19 protein-coding genes and 1 pseudogene are annotated in these 23,545 nt (G+C 58.1%); 10 read left to right on the forward strand and 10 right to left on the reverse strand.

All coding sequences use genetic code 11. The features are described from left to right. Nucleotides 1–34 precede the first annotated feature (34 nt). The 6 genes from AC2LD7_RS06465 to AC2LD7_RS06490 all read right to left on the reverse strand — a co-directional run bounded on the left by AC2LD7_RS06465 (nt 35) and on the right by AC2LD7_RS06490 (nt 8,733). On the reverse strand, nt 35–853 hold the full coding sequence (locus tag AC2LD7_RS06465; RefSeq protein WP_484596974.1) for an enoyl-CoA hydratase/isomerase family protein: 819 nt from the start codon (nt 851–853) through the stop codon (nt 35–37). After that, nucleotides 850–1,821: a VOC family protein gene (locus AC2LD7_RS06470; protein ID WP_484596975.1), complete on the reverse strand. Its 972-nt coding sequence runs from the start codon at nt 1,819–1,821 to the stop codon at nt 850–852. The genes AC2LD7_RS06465 and AC2LD7_RS06470 overlap by 4 nt, the downstream gene beginning before the upstream one ends. Before the next feature lie 79 nt (nt 1,822–1,900). Beyond that, on the reverse strand, nt 1,901–4,402 hold the full coding sequence (locus AC2LD7_RS06475; RefSeq protein WP_484596976.1) for an efflux RND transporter permease subunit: 2,502 nt from the start codon (nt 4,400–4,402) through the stop codon (nt 1,901–1,903). 30 nt (nt 4,403–4,432) lie between these two features. Further along, complete coding sequence (locus AC2LD7_RS06480; protein ID WP_484596977.1) at nt 4,433–5,524, reverse strand: WD40/YVTN/BNR-like repeat-containing protein; 1,092 nt, start codon at nt 5,522–5,524, stop codon at nt 4,433–4,435. Between the two features lie 185 nt (nt 5,525–5,709). After that, nucleotides 5,710–7,068: a DUF1329 domain-containing protein gene (locus tag AC2LD7_RS06485; protein WP_484596978.1), complete on the reverse strand. Its 1,359-nt coding sequence runs from the start codon at nt 7,066–7,068 to the stop codon at nt 5,710–5,712. Nucleotides 7,069–7,092: 24 nt separating this feature from the next. Further along, on the reverse strand, nt 7,093–8,733 hold the full coding sequence (locus AC2LD7_RS06490; protein WP_484596979.1) for a DUF1302 domain-containing protein: 1,641 nt from the start codon (nt 8,731–8,733) through the stop codon (nt 7,093–7,095). A gap of 382 nt (nt 8,734–9,115) precedes the next feature. Between AC2LD7_RS06490 and AC2LD7_RS06495 the strand changes: the two genes are divergently transcribed. Together AC2LD7_RS06495 and AC2LD7_RS06500 are read left to right on the forward strand one after the other, a co-directional pair. Next, a complete protein-coding gene (locus AC2LD7_RS06495; protein ID WP_484596980.1) occupies nt 9,116–9,958 on the forward strand; it encodes an SDR family oxidoreductase in 843 nt (280 codons plus the stop codon). A 124-nt stretch (nt 9,959–10,082) separates the two neighbouring features. After that, nucleotides 10,083–10,967, forward strand: a complete 885-nt coding sequence (locus AC2LD7_RS06500) for a DMT family transporter (RefSeq protein WP_484597018.1) — start codon at nt 10,083–10,085, stop codon at nt 10,965–10,967. Here the strand turns inward: AC2LD7_RS06500 and AC2LD7_RS06505 are convergent. Continuing rightward, nucleotides 10,964–11,986 carry an amidohydrolase family protein gene (locus AC2LD7_RS06505; protein WP_484596981.1) on the reverse strand — a complete coding sequence of 341 codons (1,023 nt, stop codon included), beginning with the start codon at nt 11,984–11,986 and terminating at the stop codon, nt 10,964–10,966. The genes AC2LD7_RS06500 and AC2LD7_RS06505 overlap by 4 nt on opposite strands. A 235-nt stretch (nt 11,987–12,221) precedes the next feature. Here AC2LD7_RS06505 and AC2LD7_RS06510 point away from each other — a divergent pair, with 235 nt between their 5' ends. Continuing rightward, nucleotides 12,222–13,076 carry a patatin-like phospholipase family protein gene (locus AC2LD7_RS06510; RefSeq protein ID WP_484596982.1) on the forward strand — a complete coding sequence of 285 codons (855 nt, stop codon included), beginning with the start codon at nt 12,222–12,224 and terminating at the stop codon, nt 13,074–13,076. A gap of 17 nt (nt 13,077–13,093) precedes the next feature. On the opposite strand, the gene AC2LD7_RS06515 is transcribed toward AC2LD7_RS06510, so the two are convergent. Further along, nucleotides 13,094–14,005 (reverse strand): LysR family transcriptional regulator, encoded by a 912-nt coding sequence (locus AC2LD7_RS06515; protein WP_484596983.1) that lies wholly within the window; start codon nt 14,003–14,005, stop codon nt 13,094–13,096. A gap of 206 nt (nt 14,006–14,211) precedes the next feature. Further along, nucleotides 14,212–14,880 carry a TetR/AcrR family transcriptional regulator gene (locus AC2LD7_RS06520; RefSeq protein ID WP_102847603.1) on the reverse strand — a complete coding sequence of 223 codons (669 nt, stop codon included), beginning with the start codon at nt 14,878–14,880 and terminating at the stop codon, nt 14,212–14,214. Nucleotides 14,881–15,042: 162 nt separating this feature from the next. Between AC2LD7_RS06520 and AC2LD7_RS06525 the strand changes: the two genes are divergently transcribed. From AC2LD7_RS06525 to AC2LD7_RS06540, 4 genes are all read left to right on the forward strand, one after another. Beyond that, nucleotides 15,043–15,213, forward strand: coding sequence for a hypothetical protein (locus AC2LD7_RS06525; RefSeq protein ID WP_180984078.1), 171 nt, complete (start codon nt 15,043–15,045; stop codon nt 15,211–15,213). 74 nt (nt 15,214–15,287) lie between these two features. Continuing rightward, on the forward strand, nt 15,288–16,484 hold the full coding sequence (locus AC2LD7_RS06530; RefSeq protein WP_102847604.1) for a phosphotransferase: 1,197 nt from the start codon (nt 15,288–15,290) through the stop codon (nt 16,482–16,484). Between the two features lie 52 nt (nt 16,485–16,536). After that, nucleotides 16,537–16,947 (forward strand): nuclear transport factor 2 family protein, encoded by a 411-nt coding sequence (locus AC2LD7_RS06535; protein ID WP_484596984.1) that lies wholly within the window; start codon nt 16,537–16,539, stop codon nt 16,945–16,947. Between the two features lie 43 nt (nt 16,948–16,990). Continuing rightward, nucleotides 16,991–17,764, forward strand: a complete 774-nt coding sequence (locus AC2LD7_RS06540; RefSeq protein WP_484596985.1) for a tyrosine-protein phosphatase — start codon at nt 16,991–16,993, stop codon at nt 17,762–17,764. Between the two features lie 291 nt (nt 17,765–18,055). Here AC2LD7_RS06540 and AC2LD7_RS06545 read toward each other — a convergent pair whose 3' ends face one another. After that, on the reverse strand, nt 18,056–19,090 hold the full coding sequence (locus AC2LD7_RS06545; protein ID WP_021208008.1) for a hypothetical protein: 1,035 nt from the start codon (nt 19,088–19,090) through the stop codon (nt 18,056–18,058). Between the two features lie 370 nt (nt 19,091–19,460). Here AC2LD7_RS06545 and AC2LD7_RS06550 point away from each other — a divergent pair. The 3 genes and pseudogenes from AC2LD7_RS06550 to AC2LD7_RS06560 all read left to right on the forward strand — a co-directional run bounded on the left by AC2LD7_RS06550 (nt 19,461) and on the right by AC2LD7_RS06560 (nt 23,543). Beyond that, nucleotides 19,461–20,821: pseudogene (locus tag AC2LD7_RS06550) on the forward strand (DUF1329 domain-containing protein). Between the two features lie 127 nt (nt 20,822–20,948). Next, complete coding sequence (locus AC2LD7_RS06555) at nt 20,949–21,752, forward strand: SDR family NAD(P)-dependent oxidoreductase (protein ID WP_264590173.1); 804 nt, start codon at nt 20,949–20,951, stop codon at nt 21,750–21,752. A gap of 60 nt (nt 21,753–21,812) precedes the next feature. Continuing rightward, the gene (locus AC2LD7_RS06560) at nt 21,813–23,543 is read left to right on the forward strand and encodes an FAD-dependent oxidoreductase (protein WP_484596986.1); all 1,731 of its coding nucleotides are present in this window, start codon (nt 21,813–21,815) and stop codon (nt 23,541–23,543) included. The last annotated feature ends 2 nt before the right edge of the window (nt 23,544–23,545 follow it).

A 23,545-nucleotide genomic window follows, 5' to 3' on the forward strand; every position in this document is an offset into this window, starting at 1 on the left:
GTTATTCCTTATTTTGTTGTTAGCAATGTCAATCCTACTCGCCCGTGAAGCGCGGCTCGCGTCGCTCACTAAAGGCTTGCGCGGCTTCGCGCACATCCTTTGTCGGCGCTAGAAGGGCAAACAGGTCGAGTTCGAGATTGAGTCCGCTTTTCAGGTCCAGTTCCAGCGCAGCCCGGGCGGCCTGCTTGACGAACGCCGACGCAGCCGGTGGCTTGCTGGCGATGCGCTCGGCAAAAACCCTGACCTCCTCGACCAGAGTCGAGTTATCGGAAGCCAGGCGGCTGACCAACCCGATCTGCAACGCTTGGTCAGCATTCATGCGGTCGCCCGTCAGAAGCATATCGAGGGCGCGTCCCGGCGCCACGACCCGCGAAAGCCGCTGAGTGCCGCCACCGCCGGGAATCAAGCCCAGACCGGTTTCCGGAAGCGCGAAAATCGCGTTGGGAGCGGCGAATCGAATATCGCAAGCCAACGCAAACTCCAGCCCGCCACCCATGCAGTAACCCTGGATTGCAGCGATGACCGGTTTGGCAATTCCGTCGAGCGATTCGATCCAGCGCGAACGCTCCATGCGCTGACGCACCTGCAGGGATGTTTCTTCACCGCGACGTTCCTTGATGTCGGCGCCGGCGCAGAATCCGCGCTCGCCTTCACCGCGGATGACAATGACCCGCACCTGTGGGTCGTTGTCGAGCAATTGAAGCGCCTGGGGAACACCCTGACGAATGCTGTCATTGATCGCGTTGATCTGGCCTGGGCGGGTCAATACCACCCAGCCGACCGAGACGCCGCGCTCTACCCTAACTGACTCGTTGATAACCAGCGGTGCCTGCTGATTTTCTTCGGCGCTCATGCGGAGCACTCCTCGAACTCGAACACCTGGCCATCCAACTCTTTCGGATCGATCTTGATCAGAGGCTTGCCACCTACGGCCTCGGACGACTCGATCCACTCGAAGGCCGTACCGCGAGCGCGCAAATCTTCAGCCTTGGCGGCAAGATCGTTGACGCCGATGCGGATGTAGTACGGGCCCGGCCCCCAGTTGTTTACATAATGGCCGGCGTCGGTGTTCCAGTACGTTGCCTCGAGCACGTCCAGCGTGGCGCTATTGGCGACGGTAAAGCCCATGCGCGCACGGCGATAACCTTCACTGGCGACATTCTCCACCGGGCAGGACGGCTCCCAATCAAGATTGGTGGAAAGCTTGCGCAGCGTCTCATCGAGATCGCGCACCAGGAATCCACGCGCCGTAACACGCACCATGTCGCCCGGCTTTTGCTCACGCGGCTGCGCCGGCGGCGTTGCGTAGGTTTCCGGCGGCATTTGCAATGGCTCGGTGGGCATGATTTCGATGCACAGGCCGCCGTCGACGGATGGCTCGTAATAGGGCTTCTCCGGCGTCGCGCCCAACCATAGGCGATCAAACGGCATTTCCGGCGTGCGCTGGGCCATGCGGAATGGCAAGCGACGGCGCATCAACTTGCTGACCAGCGCATCGAACTTGTCGCCATGCAGCGCGAGCACAATCGAGTGAGTGATCATGGGCCGATGGTGACCCTGGTAGTCCTTGAGGCTTTCCAGAAAATCGTGGAACAGCGGATCGCCTGGATTTGGTCGATCCAGATGCCACTGCGGCTCGATACGGGTGGGCGACACCGCCAAAGACTTGTGCACCCGCAGAAAATGCGCGATGTACGGATGGTTATCGAACGCCTGGCGCCAGCGCTCATGCTTGAAGATGCCGAGCTTATCCACCAGCTTTTCCGTCATCGCGTCCGGATCCGGAACCATCATGTCGGCACTCATCAACAACTCGAACATAACCCTCTCCCTTCAATAGCGCGCCATAGCTCTGAGCTTGGCTTTACAGTCAGTGGAAGCGCCAACCGGGCGCCTCCGATCAATGAGCGGCAGCCGCGTCAGTTAGTTTTTTTTTCTGGATAGCCTGTTCAACCGGCGTATCAAGCATGGCGGGTGACTCCGGTGCCGCCGCAGGGGTCTTCGGGTTCAGCATGAAATGCGACAGGGCCGGGACCAGCACTAGTGCACCGAGCATGTTCCACAGGAACATGAAGGTCAGCAGAATGCCCATGTCGGCCTGGAACTTGATTGGCGACCAGGCCCAGGTGATCACGCCTGCCGCCATCGTCAGTCCGACCAGTGCCACCACGCGCCCGGTAAAGTCCAGAGACCGGCGATATGCAACCGCGAGCGAGCCACCCCGTTCCTGCACGGCAATCTGCACACTGAGCAGATAGAGCGCGTAATCCACCCCTACTCCCACACCAACCGCGATGACCGGCAGGGTTGCGACCTTGAGACCGATACCGAGCCAGACCATCAAAGCCTTGCAGATGATCGTGGTCATGATCAGAGGAATGAGCGCGACGATGGTGGCGCGAATGCTGCGGAAGGTCAGCAGGCAGAGCAAAGCGGTTGCGCCATATACCGCTAGGTACATAGTGATGATGCCTTTCTCGACCTCGATGTTGGTTGCCGCTTCGATGCCTGCGTTGCCTGCGGCCAAAAGAAATTCGACCGGGCGCTCTGAATCGGCCGTAGTGTTGTATTCGGCGGCAAAGGTCTCAACCACGCCCATCACCCGACGCAGCGTGTCGGCCTTGTGATCGGTCAGATAGGCGATCAGTGGGGTTACCGAGCATTGCTGGTTGGTGATGCCGGGCGAAGAAATCATCGCGGCGTCGACCGATGCGTTGGTGATGGCCTGGTCGCGGCTGATGGTCAGCCACTTGCCGCTGCCTTCGGCCATCCCTGCAGTAACGAAACGAGTCGACTCGGCAAGCGAACTGGTGGTCTGCACGCCCGGTGTCTGGCGCAGTTGCCATGCAAGCCGGTCCATCGTTTGCAGCGTCTGGTACAACCGGCAACTGTCGGGATCGGTTTTCATAATCACGACGAACTGATCGCTGGACAGACCGTAGTGGTTGGTGATGTAAGCGTTGTCCTGGTTGTACCGCGAGTCTGCGCGCAGCTCCGGCGCGCCCGGATCCAGGTCACCGACCTTGAGATCGAGCATGACGATGCTGCAGACGACGGTGACGACAACCGATATGGAAATCACCGCGATTGCCCAGCGCCGCTCGGTAAAGCGATCCAGCCCGTGCCAGATGTGGCCCAGCCAGTTGCGGTTCTCGGCGCCAGCCTGGTCCTTCTCTAGTGCAATCAGTGCAGCTTTTTTGCTGACGCCGATGTATGACAGCGCGACAGGGATCAGCAGCAGCTTGGTGAAGATGAGTACGGCAACGCCAATACTGGTGGTTATCGCCAGATCGCGAATAACCGGAATGTCGATGATCGCCAGGACCGCAAAGCCGACAATGTTCGTCAGTAGCGCGGTAAGGCCGGTAAGGAACAGCCGGCGGAAGGTATAACGTGCCGCGACGTATTTATGCGTTCCTCGACCGATGTCCTGCAGGATGCCATTCATCTTTTGCGTGCCGTGGGACAGGCCGATGGCGAAGATGAGGAAAGGGACGAGGATCGAATAGGGATCCAGGTCATAACCGAGCAGCTGCATAAGACCGAGTAGCCACACCACACCGGCCACTGCTACACCGATCAATAGCAATGTACTGCGCAAACAGCGCATGTAGAGATAAACGAAAATCCCAGCGATCAGAACGGATATGCCGAAGAACAGCATGACGCTATAAAGGCCATCGATCAGGTCCCCCACCAGCTTGCTGAAGCCGACGATATGAATCGAGATCTTGTCGCTTTCAAAGGTACGGATCTTCTCTTCCAGCTGGTCAGAGAATTCACCGTAATCGAGCGGATCGCCGGTTTGAGGATGCAGGTCGAGCAACGGCGCAACGATCATGCTCGACTGACCATCATTGGCGACAAGATTGCCAACGATTCCTGCACGGGAGATGTTCCGACGCAGTTTCATGATGGACTCATCGCTGCCATCGTAATCAGACGGCATTACCGCGCCGCCACTGATTCCATCCTCGGTGACTTCCTTCCAACGAACAATCGGCATCCACAAGGATTTCATCCAGGAACGGTCGACACCCGGAATGAGGTACAGCGTATCGTTTACTTCCTGCAGGACCTTCAGGTATTCCGGGTCGTAAATATCGCCCTGTTTGTTTTCAACAACGATACGGATGCTGTTGCCTAAGCCCGGAAGCTGATCCTTGTAGGCTAAGTAGTTCTTGATATAAGGACTACTGCTCGGAATCATTCTTTCAAAGCTGGCGTTTACATCTATTCGAGCGGCGAAGTAACCCAGTACAACAGTGGCCAGCAGGCAGACCACGAGTACAAGTACGCGGTTATTGAAAATAACCCGCTCGAAAAACCCGCCGGACGATTTATCGAAATCGCGAACATCCGGAATTACGGGCATTCCACTGTTGTACTTTTGATCTACCATTTTCTTATTCTCACTAAACATGCCGCGTTATTAGTTCGCCTTGGCTATCTCGACGAGCTTTGCACCCGAGAAAAAAGTCACGACCATCTCGCCATCTCGCCGCGTATCACTGGCTGCGAACACTTCACCTACACGTGCGGCCTGCAGGGGTGTAACGCTCAAGCTTTGCTTGTCTAGCGCGATCATTGCGCCGCTCTGGCTGACCATGATCAGCTGCTGCCCCGCATCCACCGCGCTTACAAGACTGGCATTGAGGCCAGTGTCTATCTGCTGCCATTGGCCTCCGTCGTCTCTGCTCGCATACAGATTGCCGCGCAGGCCGTAGGCTAGAAGCAGGTCGGGAAGCGCACGCACTCCGAAGTAGGTGCCGTTATAGGGCGTTTCGATCGTCGTGAACTGTTGAGTCTGGGGATTCAGGCGCATGAGCAAGCCCTGCTCGCCGGCGATATAGAAAACGCCATCGCGTTCGTCCAGGCCATACAGATGCATGCGGCGGGTATTGTCGGTTTGCTCGATCCAAGGGTCCCAGGTCGCACCGTCATCGGTGCTTCTCAGGATCATCCCGAACGCGCCAATGACGTAGCCGATCTTGTCGTCGTTGAACATGACGTCGAGAAACGGTGCAGCCAGCACGTCGGGCGTAGCCGACGTGTTCATGGCGAAATCCACTTCCTGAAGCATGTCGGCTGCACCCTCGTCACCACGCTCTGCGCGCTCGCCGTAGAAGCCCTTGAGACGCGCGAGCACCGTACGGCCATCGAGCTGCACCGACCAGGTCAAGCCACCATCGGTTGTGTGCAGCAGTACCGAGTCATGGCCTACGATCCACCCGTTCATGGCATCGCGAAAGCGCACCTGAACCAGATCAGTGGACACGGGACTCTGCACTTGCTGCCAAGTCGTCCCGCCATCGGTGGATCGCTTGATCATGCCATGCAGCCCGACGCCAACAAGCACATCACCCGCGCGGTGCATACCGAGAAGAGGCGCCGGCGCGTCGATCGGCTTCGATGGCTCGCGCAAGGGATCGGCACCCTCGGCTGCAATGGACGCTGCAACGCCCAATGGCATCAGCAGAACCAGCAGCATCACACTCAGCCATTTCCCGACGTAGCGAGTCATGGGCGCCGGAGGCGTGTTTCGTAAAGCAAGCGGGACTGGGAATATCATTGTTTTTATCCTCAACCAGCGTAATCAGCATGCGCGCGATGCCTGTCAAAACAGAGCAAACATCACCTGCAAACCAAGGGTGAAAACCTGATCGGCGAGCCTGCACACAAAACAAGCATGCAGGTCGCGTTAGCTGATCAGCGCTGGGTTTCCCTCGTTACAATCGCTTCCGGATTCAACGCACGCTCGGAACGCGGTTCGGTCAAGACGCGATAACCACCATCCAAGCCATCGTTGATTACGCCATACATGCCTTTGTTGAAGTCATAGATGGAGTGTTTGACGATATAAGGAATGTCGTGGTCGTAGAATTGAACACCACCAAGCATCATTGCGCGATAGAGCTGACCGCTTTGGTCCCATGCGTCGTACAGACCCGCGCCATAAGTATCTTCGTCGAGATAGTAGGTGCGCTTGCTGTAAACGTGGCGCATGCCGGGCTTCAAAGTAGCCTCAACTTCCCATACCCGGTGCAATTCCCAACGCTCACACGCAGGGTTCGGATGCGAGTCTTGAAGTTGATCTTCGCAGTTGAAGTAGAACTTGTAGGTGTTGTAAGGGATATACATCTCCTTTTTGCCCACCAGCTTGAAATCGAAGCGATCCTGAACACCTGAGAACATGAACAGCTCATCGAACAGTTCAAGACCACCCATGCTCGCGACCGGGGTGTCATAGGCAAACTCGGGAGCCAGCTTCACGCGGCGCTGCCCTGGGGTATAGCTCCATGCCCGACGGGGTTTGACGGTTGGGTCGAGGTAGTCGTTGAGCCCAGTCAGCTCACCGGCCTTCCGGGCAGGTGCCTTGGTCAGCGAATAAACCCGATACGCCATCTCTGGATCGCGGCCTTCAACATCGGTCTGGTAATAAGGACGCTCGACAAACGTCGATTGCGTGGCGGTTTTGGTTACGCCGCCGTTACTGTCCACAACCCAGGTGTTGGAGGAAGACGTCGTGGTTCCGAATTTGCCGTCGTTATAGCGAAGCAATTGGTTCCACATCACCTCATTGCCGGTCTGGGGGATCGGAAATGGAATACCACCCCGGCAGTCGGTCTCTACGGCCAAACCGTCCTTCTTGGTTTCGCATTCGGTCGCATTACGCACAGTGGCCTGCAGCACCTCTTCCGGGTATGCAGCTGTGCGATGGGTCGGGTAAATGTCCATGTAATAGTCAGGGTTGCGCTTGAGCACCTCTTTCTGACCATCACTTAGCTTGTCGGCGTATTCCGCCATATTTGCGGCAGTAATACGAAACAGCGGTTTTTCGTCGGCAAACGGATCGACCCACACACCGCTGTCGGGCTTGAAACCCGGCGGCGCAGTGCGCAGCCCACCGTCATAGGCAGGGATGGTGCCTGCTTCGTTACCGGCTGCGATGGCACCAACGCGAGTGAGCGTATCGCCCAGTTTTGCAGCTTCCTCGGTAGAGACCGCAGCCATCGATAGGGAGGAAATACCGCTGAGCATCAGACCAAGAGCGACTTGGAGTTTCATTGAGTTCCCCTTTATTTATATGTTTTAGAAGGAAGTTTTATAGGTGAACGAAAGCCAACCGCGGTCGGATGTCGACACGCTGTTACCACCTATACGGTTGCCTGCGAGAGTTTTGTCCTGCGCTGAAGTATCCGCGTAACGCAGACTGAACTCGTGACGCTGGATATACGTCATCTTGACGCCAGCAGACCACGCCAACGCACCCTCGGAACCAGCACCGCCAGACGGCGCGTTACCTTCCAGGCCGTAGTTAACGGTGAGCGGAATTTCCATGTCCCAGGATGGCAGCACGGAAAGATATTGAGGGGTGTAGTTCACCGCAACCGCGTAGTAATCATCCGTAGAGCAACCATCACTCTTGTCTATCCCACGATCATCGCAGTTTGCATAGCCCTCGCCCTTGTAGAGCTCCTCGTGAGAGGTCACCTTATCGAGGCGGCTATAGACGAACTCTCCTACGAGAACGGCGTTGTCGGCAATGAAGTTACGCGGCACGCCGTAGACTGCGTTGGCGACGAAGTGAATGGTATCCCCGCGCGGCCCCTCGTCATCCTCCAGGCTTACAGAGTCCGTGTTCAACGCGCCGTCCATGCGATACGACAGGTCCATGCCCACGGAGACGGAGTTGAATACGCGAGAGAAGCTCAGACCTGCCAGCTTGACTTCGCGGGGGTAGACCAACCGATAGGAAGTACTAGCCATATCTATCTGCGGACCGACCCAGGCCTGATAGTCATCGAACTCGCGGTAATACGCTCCGACAGTAGATTCGATCTGCTCGATGTTGAGCTTGGCCATCACGCCCCAGTTGGCCGAATCGCGCCCTTCAACGCTGTCTCGCTTATCCACATTGAAACCAGGCGCCAAGGGAGCACGATCCGGACCTTCGAACAGGAAGTCCACCGGACCGAAATAGGTACCGCCATAAGGAAAACGGGTGGGCTCCCACTCGAAGTACTTCTGCGCAGCAACGGACAGGTTCTCGGTCAGCTGTGCTTTTACGGAGACCTGGCCCACCGGCAAGAATACTTCCTTGGTTTCAATACCGGGACTGGTCACCGCTTTTACAGCATCAGTCGGTGCCTGGGAGTAGGAGATGGCGTGCGCACCGAACAGCAGCCCCTCGCCCCAGTAGTTGGTGTGGCGACCGATCTTGAGGTTGACAGGTACCGGGCCCACCTCGAAATTGGTCCAGACAAACGCGTCGAGAATCTCTCCGGACGGGCCGTTCACATAGCGATCGACTTCCGAGCTGTAGTTACCACCGTAGTAGCTGGTCGAGTAGCCAGGCACGTTGCTGTCAACGTCATCGTCTTTGTAGGCGTCGTCGTACCAGGCCGCCGCGCTTAGGCGAGCGCCAAACAGATACTTGTAGGCGAAATCGACCTCTGTCAGCAGGTCCACACGGTTGGTAACGATGTCACCCTGATCGAACTTGCCGTCCGACTCGTCATAGTTCGGCGTGTTCATGATGCGATCGTCCTGATCCTCCACCCGAACGCCAAGGTTGTAGCGGATGGTGTTATCGAAGCGCAGGCGGTAATCAGAGTTACCCAGATCAATTTCCATTGCGCAAGCGCTTCCTGCGCCACCGAGTACAGCGACCGCCAGGGCGATGCGGGTTAGCTGCGAGGGCTGAGTTCTAAAGCGGCGGGATTCTTTCATTGATTTGATCCTTTTATTTTTATTTTCAGTGCATTACACCGAAATGTGTTCAACCTGAGAAGCCTTCCTACGCCTGGCGAATCCGTTGCGAACGCTACGCGTATAAACAGCATGGGTAACTGAATCCCGATGCTCATGAGCAACCCTAGCGGATATCTCTCTCTAATTCCACATAGAGATTTAGATTCTTTATCTAGAATTTATCGTCAGCCTTACTACCAAATCCACAATCAGCAGCGAGGCTTACGACCATGAATATAGACATTTATCATAAATTCGTTCATTTTTCTTCCTGAGAGAGGTTTTTTTCACGAACCAGAATGGCAAGTCCAGTGCGGCTTCGGCCGGCCTATCAGGCGGACATACACAGACAGGTATCCAAATGAACATCGATCTGAGTAACAAACGCGTCATTGTCACTGGCGGCTCTCGAGGTATCGGCTTGGCTATCGCGCGCGCCTTTGCCGCTGAAGGTGCGCGCGTCGCGATCTGCGCGAGATCCCTGGAAGCAGTAGAAGCAGCCGGCCAGGAGCTTGCCGAAAAGGCCGCTAGCGTGATCGCACGCGCAGTCGACGTAACCGACACGGACGGCGTGCGCCGCTTCGTCGACGAAGTGGCCGAGACCTGGGGCGGCGTAGATGTACTGGTGAACAACGCCGGTCAGGGCCGTAGCGGAAATATCGATACCCTCACCCCTGAATCGATTCTCGAACACGCCAATGTCTTACAGATGGGTCATTTTCGTTTCGTTCAGGCCGTGGTGCCTCATATGCGCAAGCAGAACTGGGGGCGCATCGTCGAGATCAATGCGCTGGCCGGAACCATTCCGACGCCCGACGGCATTCCATCAGTGATTAACCGTGCGTCCTGCGTTGCCCTGTCCAAGTCGCTGGGCATGTCGTTGGCGAAGGAAAACATCCTGGTGAACAGCCTGAACATGGGCTGGATCGATACCGGCCAGTGGGACCGCCACTACAAGGAAATGGGCCCCGGCGTGAGCCGCGAGGAATTCGACGAAATGGTCATGAAAGTAGTGCCGGTTGGCCGTTACGGTAAACCCGAGGACGTATCCGGTATGGTGCTGTTCCTGTCCAGCGAATATGCGAGTTTCATCAGCGCCGCATCGATCGATATCGCCGGCGGCATGGGCGGGCAGATTGCATACTTCCCTACGCTCAAACGCGACTTCGCCGCCGCCATCCAGAAACGAAACGCCGCCAAGTGATAGAGCGGCCCATTGCCCCTCGCCGATCTCATGACGGTCAATGTCTCGTTATCTGGCGAAGTATCACGAGCACTCGCTGGCATCGCTGGCGCCGACATACTCAGGACGCTCCATGCCGGGTTTGATGAACCTGCTGTTGCCGGTTCTTGCCACGCTGATATGGGCTGCCAGCACCGTGGTGAATCGAATGGCCGTAGGTCTGATAGACCCTGCAGCCATTTCGTTTTACCGCTGGCTCGTTGCAGCCGTTGTGATAACACCCTTCGTGTTGACGAAGGCCTGGAACGTTCGGCGAACTATTCGGACACATCTTGCAAAATTGTTCGCTCTAGGTTGCCTTGGCATGTCGCTGTACCAGTCGCTGGCCTATTTCGCTGCTTACAGCGTAACCGCTACGTCTATGGGTCTAATTCTGGCAACCATGCCCATGCTGACGGTCCTGCTGGCCATTGCGCTGTTACGCGCCAGGCCCACGGCGGGGACGCTTGCAGGCGCGCTCATATCCTTTCTGGGATTGGCCTGGTTGATCAGCACCGGCGACCTGGCTGCGCTCTTTCGCCAAGGCATGGGCAAAGGCGAGTTCATGATGCTGATGGCGTCGTTGTCTTATGCGCTTTATTGCGTGCTGGTCAAGCGATGGCAGATTCCATTGCCCACGTGGGTGTCGCTGTATGTGCAAATACTGTGCGGTACGTTGGTTCTGGTGCCGCCTTTTCTACTGGCGCCTTCGGCTGCGTTGACCAACGATAATCTGCCATTGGTGCTCTTCGCCGGCTTGTTCGCCTCCGCCATGGCGCCCGGGTTATGGATGCGCGGACTCATCTCGCTGGGTGCGGAAAAAACCGCCGCGCTGATGAATCTGGTGCCGCTGTTCACCGCCATGCTGGCAATCACGCTACTCGGCGAGACGCTGCACCTCTACCACGCGGTGGGAGGCGGGCTGATCCTGTTCGGTATTGCCCTGGGACAGATGAGCCAGCGACGCGTCGCTGACTCATCGGTGCCTTAAGCGACCGGCACGGAGACGTCCAGCTTGAGTAGCTCGATGGCGTTGCCGCTGCGGATGCGTTCGCGTTCATCCTCGGACAAACCCAGGCCATGGGTCAGGTCACCATGATCATAGGCGCCGCCGAAATTGGTGCCGTATAACAGGCGATCCGCGCCGACCACTTCCACTACTCCGCGCCGCAGGCCCGGGGCGTGCACGTCCAGATCGAAATAGAAATTGGGCATGTATTCCATCAACGGCCGCTTGTTTCGGCTGTCCGGCGCCATGGCGCGATTGAGCTCACTCAGCCGGCCGAGCTGAAACACCGCCATGCCGCCGGCGTGGGTGATGTAGGTTTTTAGGTTGGGAAATACGTCCAGCGCGCCGCCGCAGATCAGGTACCAGAAGAACAATGTCTCATCGACGCAATCGCCAATGATCGAGGTGGTTTCGAACTTGTCATCGGTATGCTTTTCGCCCCAGTAGATCGACTGGTTGAAGCCATGGACCATGATCGGCACGTCAAGCTGAGAGAGCTTTTCCCAAACCGGGAATAGCTGCTCGTCATGCGCTTGCAGACCATTGAAATTGGCCCCGCCTACGCAGACGCCCCGCGCGCCCAGCTGGCGCACGGCGCGATCGATTTCCTTCGCTGCCGCCTCAGGGTCCGCCAGGTTCGCGTGACACCAGAAATCGAAATGATCAGGATCCTTGCGGCAGAACGCAGACAGTTCGTCGTTACAGACGCGTGCATATTCGTTTGCAAAATCGCCGGCCCAGTACATGAAGCAGTGGGACGGAGTGGACATGACGAGTTTGTCGACGCCCCGCTCAGCCATCAGCTTGCGTCGGCTTTCATGGGTCATTCGGGCAAGGAGGTTGGCCTGAGCTTCCTCATCCGAAGACGCTTTGGCGGGCTGCTTGGTACCGAGCGCAAAGTGCCCCACCGTAAGCCCCTGGACCTTCATGAATGGCCCCCAGAATTCATGGCGGTTGAACATTCCTTCGGTCAACAAATGAGCGTGGACATCGATCAGCATGGCATTCCAATCCTTTTCTTGTTTGATGGTCCCCTTAGGGATTTCTCGGTTCTGATTACGCCTGCACTAGAACATGCGCATCAGCAGAATATAGACATATACTCATTATATGTTCATAAGAATAGATACCAGAGCCAGAACATCCGCACTGCCACCCGAACATCACTCCGCGTTCCGGCATGTTCTGATGATGCTCTGGTAATGCCCACCTACTTGTGAGCCAAGGACAACAGTCATGTTTACGGACCATTCCCTGGTTTTAGGCGGTGGCGGAATCACCGGCATCGCCTGGATGACCGGCCTGCTGCTTGGTTTGAGCGAAAAGGGTTTCGACCTGCGTGAGTGCGGCAAGATGCTGGGTACCTCCGCCGGCGCTACGGTTGCGGCGCAGGTCCGCGAAGACAGTGATCTCTGGGAACTGTACGAGCGTCAGGTTGACGCATCGAAACAGGTTCAGGAGCTCGCGCCTCAAATACGACTGCTGCGATTACTGCCTTTGGCAATTTCCGTATTGCCAAAGCTGAATGCTCCCACCGAGCGCATCAAGCGAATCGGTCAGCTGGCGCTACGAGCCGAGGCTGGGAATGCACAAGCCAGGCAGTCCGTCATTGCTGCCCGGCTGCATCCTCGACAGGACTGGCCAGCCAAACCTCTGGCCGTCGTCGCTGTCGATGCACTGACTGGCGAAACCAGAATGTTCGACCAAGATTCCGGCGTGGCACTGGCCGATGCGGTCGTCGCCAGCTGCGCCGTGCCCGGTATCTGGCCGCCCGTTAACATCGGCGGAAGGCAATACATGGATGGCGGGATCCGAAGCTCGAGCAATGCCGATCTGGCCGAGCGTTCATCAGGAGTGATCATCCTATCGCCCCTTGGTGTGCGCCAGGGAATTCCTGGTCGCACGCTGGCCTGGCAAATAGTGAAACTCGAGCAGTCCGGGACGCGCGTTCAGGTTATCGGCCCTGACAGGGCAGCGGCAGCGGCGATGGGCAGCAACCCGCTGAATCCGGCGCGGCGCGCCATCGCTGCGCAGGCCGGCAGAGCGCAAGGCCATCTGATCGCGACCGCATTCGAGCAATATTGGCGTTGAGCCGACATGCGGATCACTCAGGATGCGCACGCCATGATGAGGAACTGGCGAAACGCTTCAGCGGTTTGCGGCAACTCCGTCTCGCGGCGCCAGATCAAGCCCAGTTCCATGGGCGGGATAGCGTCCACCAACGGCCGCGCCTCGATTTTCTTGCCTTCCAGCGACCAGGCCCGATAAAGCATGTCGGAGAGAATCGTAACGCCGAATCCATGGGCGACCAGCCCCCGCAGACCTTCCATCGAAGACGTTCGGAACGCCACATTCGGCTCCAGGCTGCGAGAACTCCAGTAGCGATACGTGGAGCTCTCCCCTTCATCCACGGTGGGCAGAATGTAAGGATGACGCGCCACGTCTTCGAGTGTAATAACCGAGGCTTGCATCAGCGGGTGTTCGCTGGCGAGCCACAATTGGCGTCGCGAGCGAATCAGCACCTGATGCTCGAAACGCTGCAGGTTCTCGGTATTGGAGACGATGGAAAGCCCCATATCCAACCGTCCCGCAGCAATGGCGTCTTCGATGACAGGCCGATCCATATCGACCAGATCGATTTCCACCTGCGGATAGCTCCGCTTGAACCGCGCCAGCAGCGACGGCAGAAAATAGCCGAGCACCGTGTAAGAAGCCCCGACGCGAATCACCCCTTGGATCGAATGGCTCAGAAAAAGCGGCTCGCTGAGCGCGTCCTGCAGCGTGTCGAGAATATGGCCCGCATGCTGGGCGAACTTATGCCCCTCTGCGGTCAGGGTGACGCCGTAAGGCAGCCGGTCGAACAACCGAACGCCCAATGTCTGTTCAAGTTGCAGAACGGCGGCGGTAATGGCCGATTGCGATACATGCACCTTCACCGCTGCCTGGGAAAGCTGCCCTGCCTCAGCCGCGGCCATGAAGTAGCGCAGCTGGCGCATCGATATGTCTTTGCCCTTCGCCATCCCGTTACCCTTCACCAACTCAGTGCGACCACTTCAGGCTAGTCGCGCACCATACAGCGAACGCAAGATTCGGTCACGGTGTCGAGCAGGCGTTATAAGCGCAGCCCACGTTACGCTCTATGACGTAACGGTGAGATGACCATGAGCGCTCCAATGAATCGAGCGCCCCTAACGAGACCTGCGCGAGACCCGGCAGAACGCGATGATCAATCGGCGCGAGGGCTGCGCGGTTCTTCTCCATGCGTCGCGACGATGCTGGCCAGAATGAAATCGGCACAGTGTTTGCGCCAGGTTTCCATACCTTCCTCGGAAGCAGTATCGAGGCCGACCAGCGCTGAGGTGGAGTAAGCGTTGGTAAACCAGCCGGTAGCGATGAGAGCCGCGGTGGCAAGCAGCAGCCGAGGCTGGGTGTCCGGCTTGAAACTACGGCATTCAATGCCTCGCTGGACGATCCTGCCAACCTTATCGACCAGGGCCGGTGCCAGTTCCAGGAAGCGGTTGCGCGGCGTTTGATTGTAATCGTGATAGCGAACGCCCTCCTGCGCCAACCTGGCGAGCAAGGGATCGTTGCGATATTGATCGAAGATGTGGTTGAGCAAGGCTCGAAGCGCTTGCGTCGGGGTCAGCTGCTCGACATCGAAATCGACCCACCCGGTCATGAGTCTGTCAGAGGTTTCGTCAAGCACCGCGACAAACAGGCCTTCCTTCGATCCGTAATAGTGGAAGATCAGCTGTTTGGTAACGCCAGCATTGCGGGCTATTTCGTCAATACGCCCGCCGGCCAGTCCCTTGTTGCAAAACTCCTGATGCGCGGCGGCAAGCATTCGGCTCATTGTCTGACGTTTATCGGACTTCGAGCGGGTCTGTGTTTGCATCTTCAACGCTCCTTTGCCACGACATCAGGCGGTTTATATATATGCAACACGTTGCCATGTTGGCTATGCGCGAGCCGTCTTTTTGTTTTACCAATAGTCAACCGCCAGTGTTTCCGGTTTGGTAAAACTTGATATAGCCCCGGCGCCTTCGAGCAGGTCCGATTGACCAACGCCCTCAAGTATCCACCACGGCTATTTTCCGATGAGCATTTCGAGACTCCAAAACAAACACGCATTTTACCGCCGGTCAAACAACTCAAGCGTATCGAGAGCGTGTTTGCCTTGTTGACGCAGCGCGCCTGGTCAACACTCGGGTTTACGCCGAATACGTGAGTAAGTGCGTTTCCGCTGTCGTACGGTTTCTACAGGAAGCCGCTTATATTTCGCCTTCAGAGATAAAAACAACAATGACCAGTATCGAAGAGTTGCGCACGGCGCGCCCTTATCCTGCACGTCAGGGCAGGCTCCCGCGTCACCTGCAAGACGTTACGCCCCATTGGTTGACGAGCCTGCTTCAGAACCGCTACCCCGGGATCGCGGTGAATGATTTCGAGCAGGTAGAGGTGCGTAACGGGCACACCACCAAGCTACGGCTCGCGCTGGACCTCAATGAGGTTGGCCAGGCCGCTGGCATTCCGCGCAACGTTTGCCTCAAGTCCAACTGGTCGGAAGGGTTTGAAAGCGGCGAGATCTGCGAGTTGGAGGCGCGCTTCTACCACTTCATGCGCGAGCGTCTGCACACGCCGGTGCCGGACAGCTATTTTTCCGACTGGGATGGCGATGGTGGCGGTCGGGGCGTCGTCGTGATGGAAGACCTCGGAATGGCGCCAGGCCAGTTCGGTCACAGCACCCATCACCTCGGCGTCGATGGCGTGGCCCAGGGGCTGGAGTCGCTGGCGATGTTGCATGCGGCACTGTGGGGAAGTTCTGAACTCAAGGCACAGAGCTGGCTGCCCACTTCCATGGATCACCCGGTCGACTACGATCAGTTTTTACGCATGTACGACTACATTCGGCTGAACCTGCGCAAGCCTGAGTACAAGGCCATCCTGCCGAAGTGGATGTATGAAACACCGGAGCTGTTTGGGCATGCCTTTGACGAGTTGCGCGCTTATGAACTTGAGCAGGAGACCCCCATCTGCCTGGTCCATGGCGATTCTCACCAGGGCAACAGCTTTCTGCGCGACAGCGGCGAGCGGGTCTGGCTTGATTGGCAGCTTGTGCGCAAGGGGCGGCCATGGCGCGATATTGCCTATTTCATGCTCGGGGCGCTGACAATCGAGGAGCGGCGGGCTTCGGCCTGGGATCTGGTCAAGGTCTACCGCGAGAAGCTGATCAGCCTGGGCGCCGAAGGTGTCCTTGGACAGGACGCCGCCTGGGAACAATTTCGCCGCTGGCCCATGTATGGCATGCAGGCATGGCTGGCCAATGTCGATGAGTGGGGCCAGGACGGGCGCATCATGGTGGAGCGATTCTTCGCCGCCGCGGAGGATTTCGAAACCGTGAAAACGCTGACCGCCGGCAAAGCGCCACGCCGCCACGTGAAGCTGGGCGAGGGCGCGCGCCAGGTTCTCCCGCAGTTCCGGCATTTGCTGGATGATTGATGGCTTGGATCATGGTGCAACGAACAAAAACAATAAACGGAGTGCAATCGAAATGACGACGCAACTGAATGCTGAAAGTATCCAACGTTTTATGAAGGGTCAGGTCTCGGCATGGAACGCCCACGATCGCGAGGCCTTTCTTGACTGCTATCACCAAATTGCGCCTGAGTCGCTGGTCATCGAATATGCTGGTCGCACTGACACGCGTGATGGCTGGTTTATCCTCGAAGAGATGTTCGACAAGCACAATGCGGACATCTCTCTGGAAGTGGTGGAGACCATCTACAACGGCAACGACGTTGCGGCTCATCATCGCAATTGCCTGAATGGTACCGAGCTGGCCATTGAAAGCATCGAAACCTACCGTTTCTCACCAGGCAAACTTCAGGTGTGCTATTTCCTTAAACCGCCGGTGACCGACAACCTGGATCTCACGCAATTTCGGGGATTCGCCTCCGCTTGATCACATTAGGCGAACGTTCGAGCATTCAGATATGAGAGCCCCGATGAATCTGCAGTTAGCAGGCACCGGTAATTTTCGTAGTCTCAAAGGCTTGCCGGCCCATGACGGCCGGCGCATCGCCGGGCATACGTTGCTACGGTCCGACCAGCTGCACATGCTTGCCGCCGAGGGCTGGGAAACCCTCAGGACCCTTGGCGTAAAGACCATATGTGACCTGCGCAGCGAGGGTGAGCGCCAGCGGACGCCCAACAATCTGCCTGTTGAACTTGAGCAACTGGCACTTGAGGTCACCGGCGACATGCGCGCCGACAAAAGCGTGTCGAGCCTGTTGACTGAAAGCCCGGATCTTGCCGGCGCCGAGGCCATGATGTTCGAGGTATACCGGCGTCTGCCGGGCATGCTGGCGCCGCATCTGCCGAAACTGTTCGGGTTGTTCGAGACGGGTAAGGTGCCCGTGCTGGTTCATTGCGCAGCGGGCAAGGACCGCACCGGTTTTGCCGTCGCGGTTATTCTTCACGCGCTCGGCGTAGCACGGGAAGTCATTGTCGCTGACTATCAGCTGTCGGCCCGCCGAATGGTCGACGCCAGCGACGTCCGGCGAGAGCTGATGAGTACGCTGGTCAGCAACATGATCGGCAAGCCCTGTCCTGACGAAGCGGTCGACGCGATCATGAATGCCCGCCCCGAGTACCTGCAAACGGCCTACGACTGCGTGGACAAGCACTATGGATCGATGGACGCCTATATCGAGACGTGTGTCGGCCTGGATGCGTCGGGCCTGAATAGTCTCAGGGACCGTTATCTCACCGCTGACTGATGCCCGGCTGGCCGTTCGTAGCAGATCCTTCCCTCTTAAGCACATTCCCCCCGATGGCGTTCGGGGCGATTGCTTGCGAATTCGCCCCTGGAGCGTTTCGCCACATGGCGTCGGTGTGGTGTGTAAGCAGGGCACTGCTGCAAAAAAAAGCTGCTCGCCTCCAAGGGGTTGAGCAGCGAAACACCAGTCGCTCCTGGTTCATTGGGCTCGCTCACTACTTCGGGCAAGTCGAGCCGCTGACTCGTACCGCTTCATCAGCCATCGCAGCAGGCCGCTCCGCCCGCTGCGCGATTAGTTGATATCGCTGCCAGGGACATTGCGTGCCGCGCCATTGCGCCGGTCCGACTCCCCCCAGGCCACCCAGTGATCCGGCTCGCGAGTATCACCCACTCGCCGCCAGCGGCCTTCCTGCTGTGCAGTGACGGGAAAGCCGCCAACGAAGTCGATCATTTCGCCGCGCGGATCGGGCAAGAATTCCCATTCTTCACTGCCGTCCAGCGTGATTTTGGCGGCCTCCAGAAAGTAGCTTCCGTCCTTGTGCTTGGTTACGCATTCGATGTCGGTGGTGGTACGCACTTCGCCCTTTTCATTCTGGAAAATCGCGTAGCCGAGGTGGTCATGGCCAACCATGAACGAGCCGACATCGTAGGTGCCGTCCTTGTAGACCGTGGCAAAGGACCACCACAGCACGTGCATCTTGTTGTTCACCACCAGGTCTTTCTTGAAGTGAATCGCGCCGCCCTCGGCCATGTACACCTGGTCGAGCAGGATCGCGCCCTTGACCGGACGCCCTTCGCAGACGCCGCTGACATCCCAGATCTGGGAAACGTAAAAGGTGCCCCACTCGACGCCCGGCAAGTACCACTGCATACCGTTGCCGAGCAGGCGGCCTTCGAGCTGGAACAGGTTGTCTTCTTTCCAGGTGAAGGTTTCGCTGTTGGCGGTCAATTCCCATGGATGCCCGGTGTCATCAGGCTGGTTGGTCCAGCGAACGGTATCGCCTTGCAGCGACAAGGCCGGAACCGGCGTCACGCCGCGTTCCGCCATGCGTGCCTGGTCCATGCGGATGTTCTTGCCATCGATGCGGGTGGACAGATAGAAGAATTTGGTCGGGTTCGGCGTGCCGGTTGGCGCCATGACCGAACGGGTGAACGAATAGATATGTCCTTCTTCGTCACGAACCGAGCCGAACGGCATGCTCTTGCTCAACTGCAAGCCGAAAAAGCCACGGCCACCATGCATCGACTCGCCGGTCACCTTATAGGGCGCGACCAGGGTTTGATAGGCGAAATCGCCTCGCTCGGGGATCTTGGAAAAAGTCTTCATCTTTTATCTCTTGTTATTGAGTCGTTGAACGGAGGGTTACGCAGAGGCCTGACCCGTTCGAATTTAGATACAGACGCCTGAAGAACCAGCTTGCAATAAGGGAAAAATGGAAACATGGGCATGGCTTTAGCGTTTGCTCTTATTAAATTCAACGTAACGTCGGCTTCAAATCATCAGGCGCTTCGTGGTTTCGGCTGACGGGCTTCAGGTTAGGACCAACTGCCGGTTTTAACACCACTAAATATCCGCTTTCGTTTTACCGTTGGTGAAACGGTATGAACGGCATGTAAACGCGTATTGGCTAAGTTAGAGGAGCGATGCATCACGTCTTCTTACGGCTCCATATAAATCCAATAAGCGGAGACTGCTCATGATTTCCCGATTCGCGTTAAGCATTGTCTTGACCGGCATTTCCACATTTGCCTGCGCTGCGGTTTCGCCAGAAGAGGCGCAGAAACTGGGTAATACGCTCACCCTGTTCGGGGCGATAAAAGCCGGAAACGCCGAAGGCACTATTCCGCCCTACCAAGGCGGTTTGCGGACCGCTCCAGCGGACTTCGAACCCGGCAAAGCCTGGGCCGATCCTTTCCGGGATGAAAAACCGCTGTACCGGATCACCGCACAAAACGTGGATCAGTACGCAGACAAATTGAGCGCGGGGCAGCAAGCCCTGCTGAAAAAATATCCGGACACCTGGTACATGGATGTGTACCCGAGCCATCGCACCGCTGCCTATCCGGATAACGTGCTGAAGGCAACGGTTCGCAACGCCACCGGATGTGAAACCTTCAACGGAGGCTTATCGCTTGAAACCGATTGCCGGGGCGGCCTGCCGTTTCCCATCGCCAAGACTGGTAACGAGATGATGTGGAACCAGCTGTTGCGCTACAAAAACGGACCGACTGGCGTCCTGGACGAGCACACGAGTTGGGTTGTCGACTCCAACGGCAACATCACTAAGACGGCGCAACAGCGAGCTTATGAGGAATTTCCTTTCTATCAGACGCATCTGGAGGACCGTGATCCACAGGTATACGGTCGTGCCGGGTCGATCAACAACGAGCCGGCGCGCCGGGCGGGGGAGATGACCGGTATTTCCGATTTTCTGGACCCGACCGAGAAACCGCGTCGCGCCTGGAGCTATTCGCCAGGTCAGCGCCGCGTCAAGTTGGCGCCGGAGTTCGCCTATGACACGCCGGTAGCGAGCCAGGGCGGCATTTCCCTGTTCGACGAGCTGCAAATGTTTGCCGGCAAGCAGGATCGCTTCGATTTCAAGCTGATAGGACGCCAGGAGATGTACATCCCCTACAACGCCTACAAGTGGTACTTCGGAATCGAAGCGCCCGAGCAGTTCATGAAGAATCACGTTAACCCGGCGGTGGAGCGCTGGGAATTGCACCGCGTCTATGTGGTGGAGGCGACGCTCAAGCCTGGCCAACGCCATGTGTACAGCAAGCGGCGCTATTACATGACGAGGACACCTTCGGCGCGGGCCTGTACGACGCCTGGGACCAGGAAGGCAATCTGTACCGGACCGTGTACATGGCCGGGGTGCAGATCTATGACAAGAACATTCCCTACGCGACCAAGCTGGCGATCTTCGATTTCAACAAAAACATGTATGGCGTGCTCAACGACTTCCTGACCGGACGACTGGAGTTTGCGGAGGAGGCACCGTCCAACAGCACGCAGAATCCGGAAGCCATCGTATCCAAGTACACGCAGCGCTGATCGCGCTGGTATGGCCGGGCTGTCTGGCGCGCATAGTCATGGCCTCGTCGATACAAGGCGCGGCCATGGCGTTCCGCGAGGCGCTTCATGCCACACCCGAAAACAACAATGACAGGAGATAAAACGGATGCAACGTCTGGCAGGCAAAGTGGCAATCGTAACCGGCGGCGGCGGTGGTATCGGCTCGGCGACCGCGTTGCGCCTGGCGCGTGAAGGCGCGAAAGTCGTGTGCGCCGATATCAATCTGGAAACGGCACAACGTGCTGCCGATGCGCTGGAGGGCAACGGCTTGGCCATGCGGTTCGATGCCGCCGATGCCGACAGCATCGAGGCAATGGTGAGCCAGACGGTTGAGCGATTCGGTCGGCTGGACATTCTACACAACAACACCGCGATCACCGACCCGCAGACTCACGGCCAGGACCTCAGTCTGCTGGAAATACCCATGGAGGTATGGCGCAAAACCCTGGACGTGAACCTGACCGGCTACATGCTGGCCTGTCGGTTCGCCATTCCCCACATGATCGAAGCGGGCGGCGGGTCGATCATCAACACCGCCTCCGGCTCCGGCACCAAGGGCGACCTGGTGCGAATCGCTTACGGCACCAGCAAGGCCGCGATCATCAATATGACGCGCCACATCGCGACGCAATATGGCCGCCAAGGCGTGCGCTGCAACGCCATCGCACCGGGGGTCATCGTGACGCCTGCAATGGAGGCGACGGCTCCGCAGATCCTTGCCTTTGCGAGCAAGTACGTCCTGACCAAACGCCTCGGCACGCCTGAAGACATAGCGGCGCTGACCGCTTTTCTCGCGTCCGACGAGTCCGGCTACATCACAGGCGAATGCATCGAGATCAACGGTGGCAAGAACAGCTGTCAGCCGCATTTTGCCGAGCTGTATCAACAGACCCAGCAGACATCGGACTGAACCGGCGTACGGGGCAGCACCCTCATCTCGATCAGTTTCAGAAACAACGGAACCTACAGAATGAATGCCAATCCGGTGATAGAAAAAGACGTAGTCGTCGTCGGCTCTGGCGGCAGCGGCATGACGGCCGCGATTGTCGCCGCAACCCAGGGCCTCGACGTTTTGCTGGTAGAAAAGACCGGGCTGTTCGGCGGCACCACCGCGCTTTCCGGCGGCGGCATCTGGGTGCCGTGCAATACCCAGGCGGCCGAGGCCGGGTTGAAAGATGATCCAGAGCAGGCCTTCGCTTACGTTCAGGAAGTGGTGGGGCCGACACTGCGTACCGATCTGCTGCGGGCTTTTCTTGATGCCGCGCCGCGCATGGTCGATTACCTGCACGCGCGTACCTCGGTACGTTTCGCCGTGCAGCGCGGTTTTGCCGACTGGCATCCGCAGGCCAAGGGCTTTTCCGCCGATGGCCGTTTGCTTTGCCCGGTGGAATATGACGGTCGTGAGCTGGGCGAATACTTCGACCAATTACGGCCCCCGCTGACTGAATTCAACGCGCCGGGCGGCATGATGTTCGGCATTGGCGACATGCCGCACATCGCCAAGGTCACCAAGTCGTTCACCTCGTTCAAACACATCGCTAAATTGGCGGTGCGCTTTGGCGTGGATCAGCTGAGCTATTCGCGCGGTACGCGTCTGACCATGGGCAACGCCATGGCTGCCCGGCTGCTGCGCTCGGCGATCGATGCCGGGGTGGAGCTGTGGAAAGACACGCCCATGCGCAGCCTGATCCACGAGCATGGGGCGATCAAAGGCGTGGTTGTCGAGCGCGACGGCAAACCGGTAGAAATTCGCACGCGCCGTGGCGTCGTGCTGGCCACCGGCGGTTTTTCCGCCAATCCGGACATGCGCAAACAATACATTCCGTTTGCCGAACACCATGTGTCGCTGGTGCCGGAGGGCAACACCGGCGACGGTTTGCAGCAAGCCCGCGACGCTGGCGGCCGCTTCGATGGCGAAAACCTGAGCAATGCCGGCTGGGTGGTGGTCTCGCTGCTGAGGAGGCCCGACGGCGCAATACGCAAATTTCCGCACCTTTATATGGATCGCGGCAAGCCAGGCTGCATTGCGGTCAACCGGGACGGTAGGCGTTTCGGTAACGAGGCGGCGACCAACCTGGTGGAGCCCATGCACCGCACCGGCTCGGTGCCGGCGCACCTTGTCTGCGACCACCCGTTCATCAAGAAATACGGCCTGGGCCTGGTGCGCCCGGGCGGCTTTGGGCTGAAAGGGCTGATTGCCGCCGGCTATATCCTCACCGAGCCGACCCTCGATGCGCTTGCCGCGCGTATCGGCGTCAATCCCGGCAACCTCGCCGACACTGTCGCGCGCTTCAACCAGCAAGCCGCCCGGGGTGTGGATAATGACTTCGGGCGTGGACGGGACAAGGCCGATATGCCTCTGGGCGATCCCAACCACAAACCCAATCCCTGCCTCGGGCCGATTCAGCAAGGGCCGTTCTATGCCGTGCAGATATTTCCCGGCGACTCCACCACCACGGTCGGCCTGCGCATAGACGGCAAGGCGCGCGTGCTGGACAGGAACGACCAGCCGATTCCCGGTCTGCACGCGGTGGGTCTGGACATGAACTCGCTATGGCGGGGCCGCGCGCCGGGCAACGGCGCGAACAATACGCTCAGCCTGACCTTTGGCTATCTCGCCGGGCTGGCCCTGGCTCAGGACGATGTCCCGCAACCGGCTATCGAGCCTGCCGCGCAGATAGGCGCTGAGCAGCTGAATTGACC

The organism is Stutzerimonas sp. (genome assembly GCF_982611455.1).

Excerpts from the sequence above, each read along its gene's own strand:
- AC2LD7_RS06465 (WP_484596974.1), bottom strand. The coding sequence starts at position 853 with ATGAGCGCCGAAGAAAATCAGCAGGCACCGCTGGTTATCAACGAGTCA.
- AC2LD7_RS06470 (WP_484596975.1), bottom strand. The coding sequence starts at position 1,821 with ATGTTCGAGTTGTTGATGAGTGCCGACATGATGGTTCCGGATCCGGAC.
- AC2LD7_RS06475 (WP_484596976.1), bottom strand. The coding sequence starts at position 4,402 with ATGGTAGATCAAAAGTACAACAGTGGAATGCCCGTAATTCCGGATGTT.
- AC2LD7_RS06480 (WP_484596977.1), bottom strand. The coding sequence starts at position 5,524 with ATGACTCGCTACGTCGGGAAATGGCTGAGTGTGATGCTGCTGGTTCTG.
- AC2LD7_RS06485 (WP_484596978.1), bottom strand. The coding sequence starts at position 7,068 with ATGAAACTCCAAGTCGCTCTTGGTCTGATGCTCAGCGGTATTTCCTCC.
- AC2LD7_RS06490 (WP_484596979.1), bottom strand. The coding sequence starts at position 8,733 with ATGAAAGAATCCCGCCGCTTTAGAACTCAGCCCTCGCAGCTAACCCGC.
- AC2LD7_RS06495 (WP_484596980.1), top strand. The coding sequence starts at position 9,116 with ATGAACATCGATCTGAGTAACAAACGCGTCATTGTCACTGGCGGCTCT.
- AC2LD7_RS06500 (WP_484597018.1), top strand. The coding sequence starts at position 10,083 with ATGAACCTGCTGTTGCCGGTTCTTGCCACGCTGATATGGGCTGCCAGC.
- AC2LD7_RS06505 (WP_484596981.1), bottom strand. The coding sequence starts at position 11,986 with ATGCTGATCGATGTCCACGCTCATTTGTTGACCGAAGGAATGTTCAAC.
- AC2LD7_RS06510 (WP_484596982.1), top strand. The coding sequence starts at position 12,222 with ATGTTTACGGACCATTCCCTGGTTTTAGGCGGTGGCGGAATCACCGGC.
- AC2LD7_RS06515 (WP_484596983.1), bottom strand. The coding sequence starts at position 14,005 with ATGGCGAAGGGCAAAGACATATCGATGCGCCAGCTGCGCTACTTCATG.
- AC2LD7_RS06520 (WP_102847603.1), bottom strand. The coding sequence starts at position 14,880 with ATGCAAACACAGACCCGCTCGAAGTCCGATAAACGTCAGACAATGAGC.
- AC2LD7_RS06530 (WP_102847604.1), top strand. The coding sequence starts at position 15,288 with ATGACCAGTATCGAAGAGTTGCGCACGGCGCGCCCTTATCCTGCACGT.
- AC2LD7_RS06535 (WP_484596984.1), top strand. The coding sequence starts at position 16,537 with ATGACGACGCAACTGAATGCTGAAAGTATCCAACGTTTTATGAAGGGT.
- AC2LD7_RS06540 (WP_484596985.1), top strand. The coding sequence starts at position 16,991 with ATGAATCTGCAGTTAGCAGGCACCGGTAATTTTCGTAGTCTCAAAGGC.
- AC2LD7_RS06545 (WP_021208008.1), bottom strand. The coding sequence starts at position 19,090 with ATGAAGACTTTTTCCAAGATCCCCGAGCGAGGCGATTTCGCCTATCAA.
- AC2LD7_RS06555 (WP_264590173.1), top strand. The coding sequence starts at position 20,949 with ATGCAACGTCTGGCAGGCAAAGTGGCAATCGTAACCGGCGGCGGCGGT.
- AC2LD7_RS06560 (WP_484596986.1), top strand. The coding sequence starts at position 21,813 with ATGAATGCCAATCCGGTGATAGAAAAAGACGTAGTCGTCGTCGGCTCT.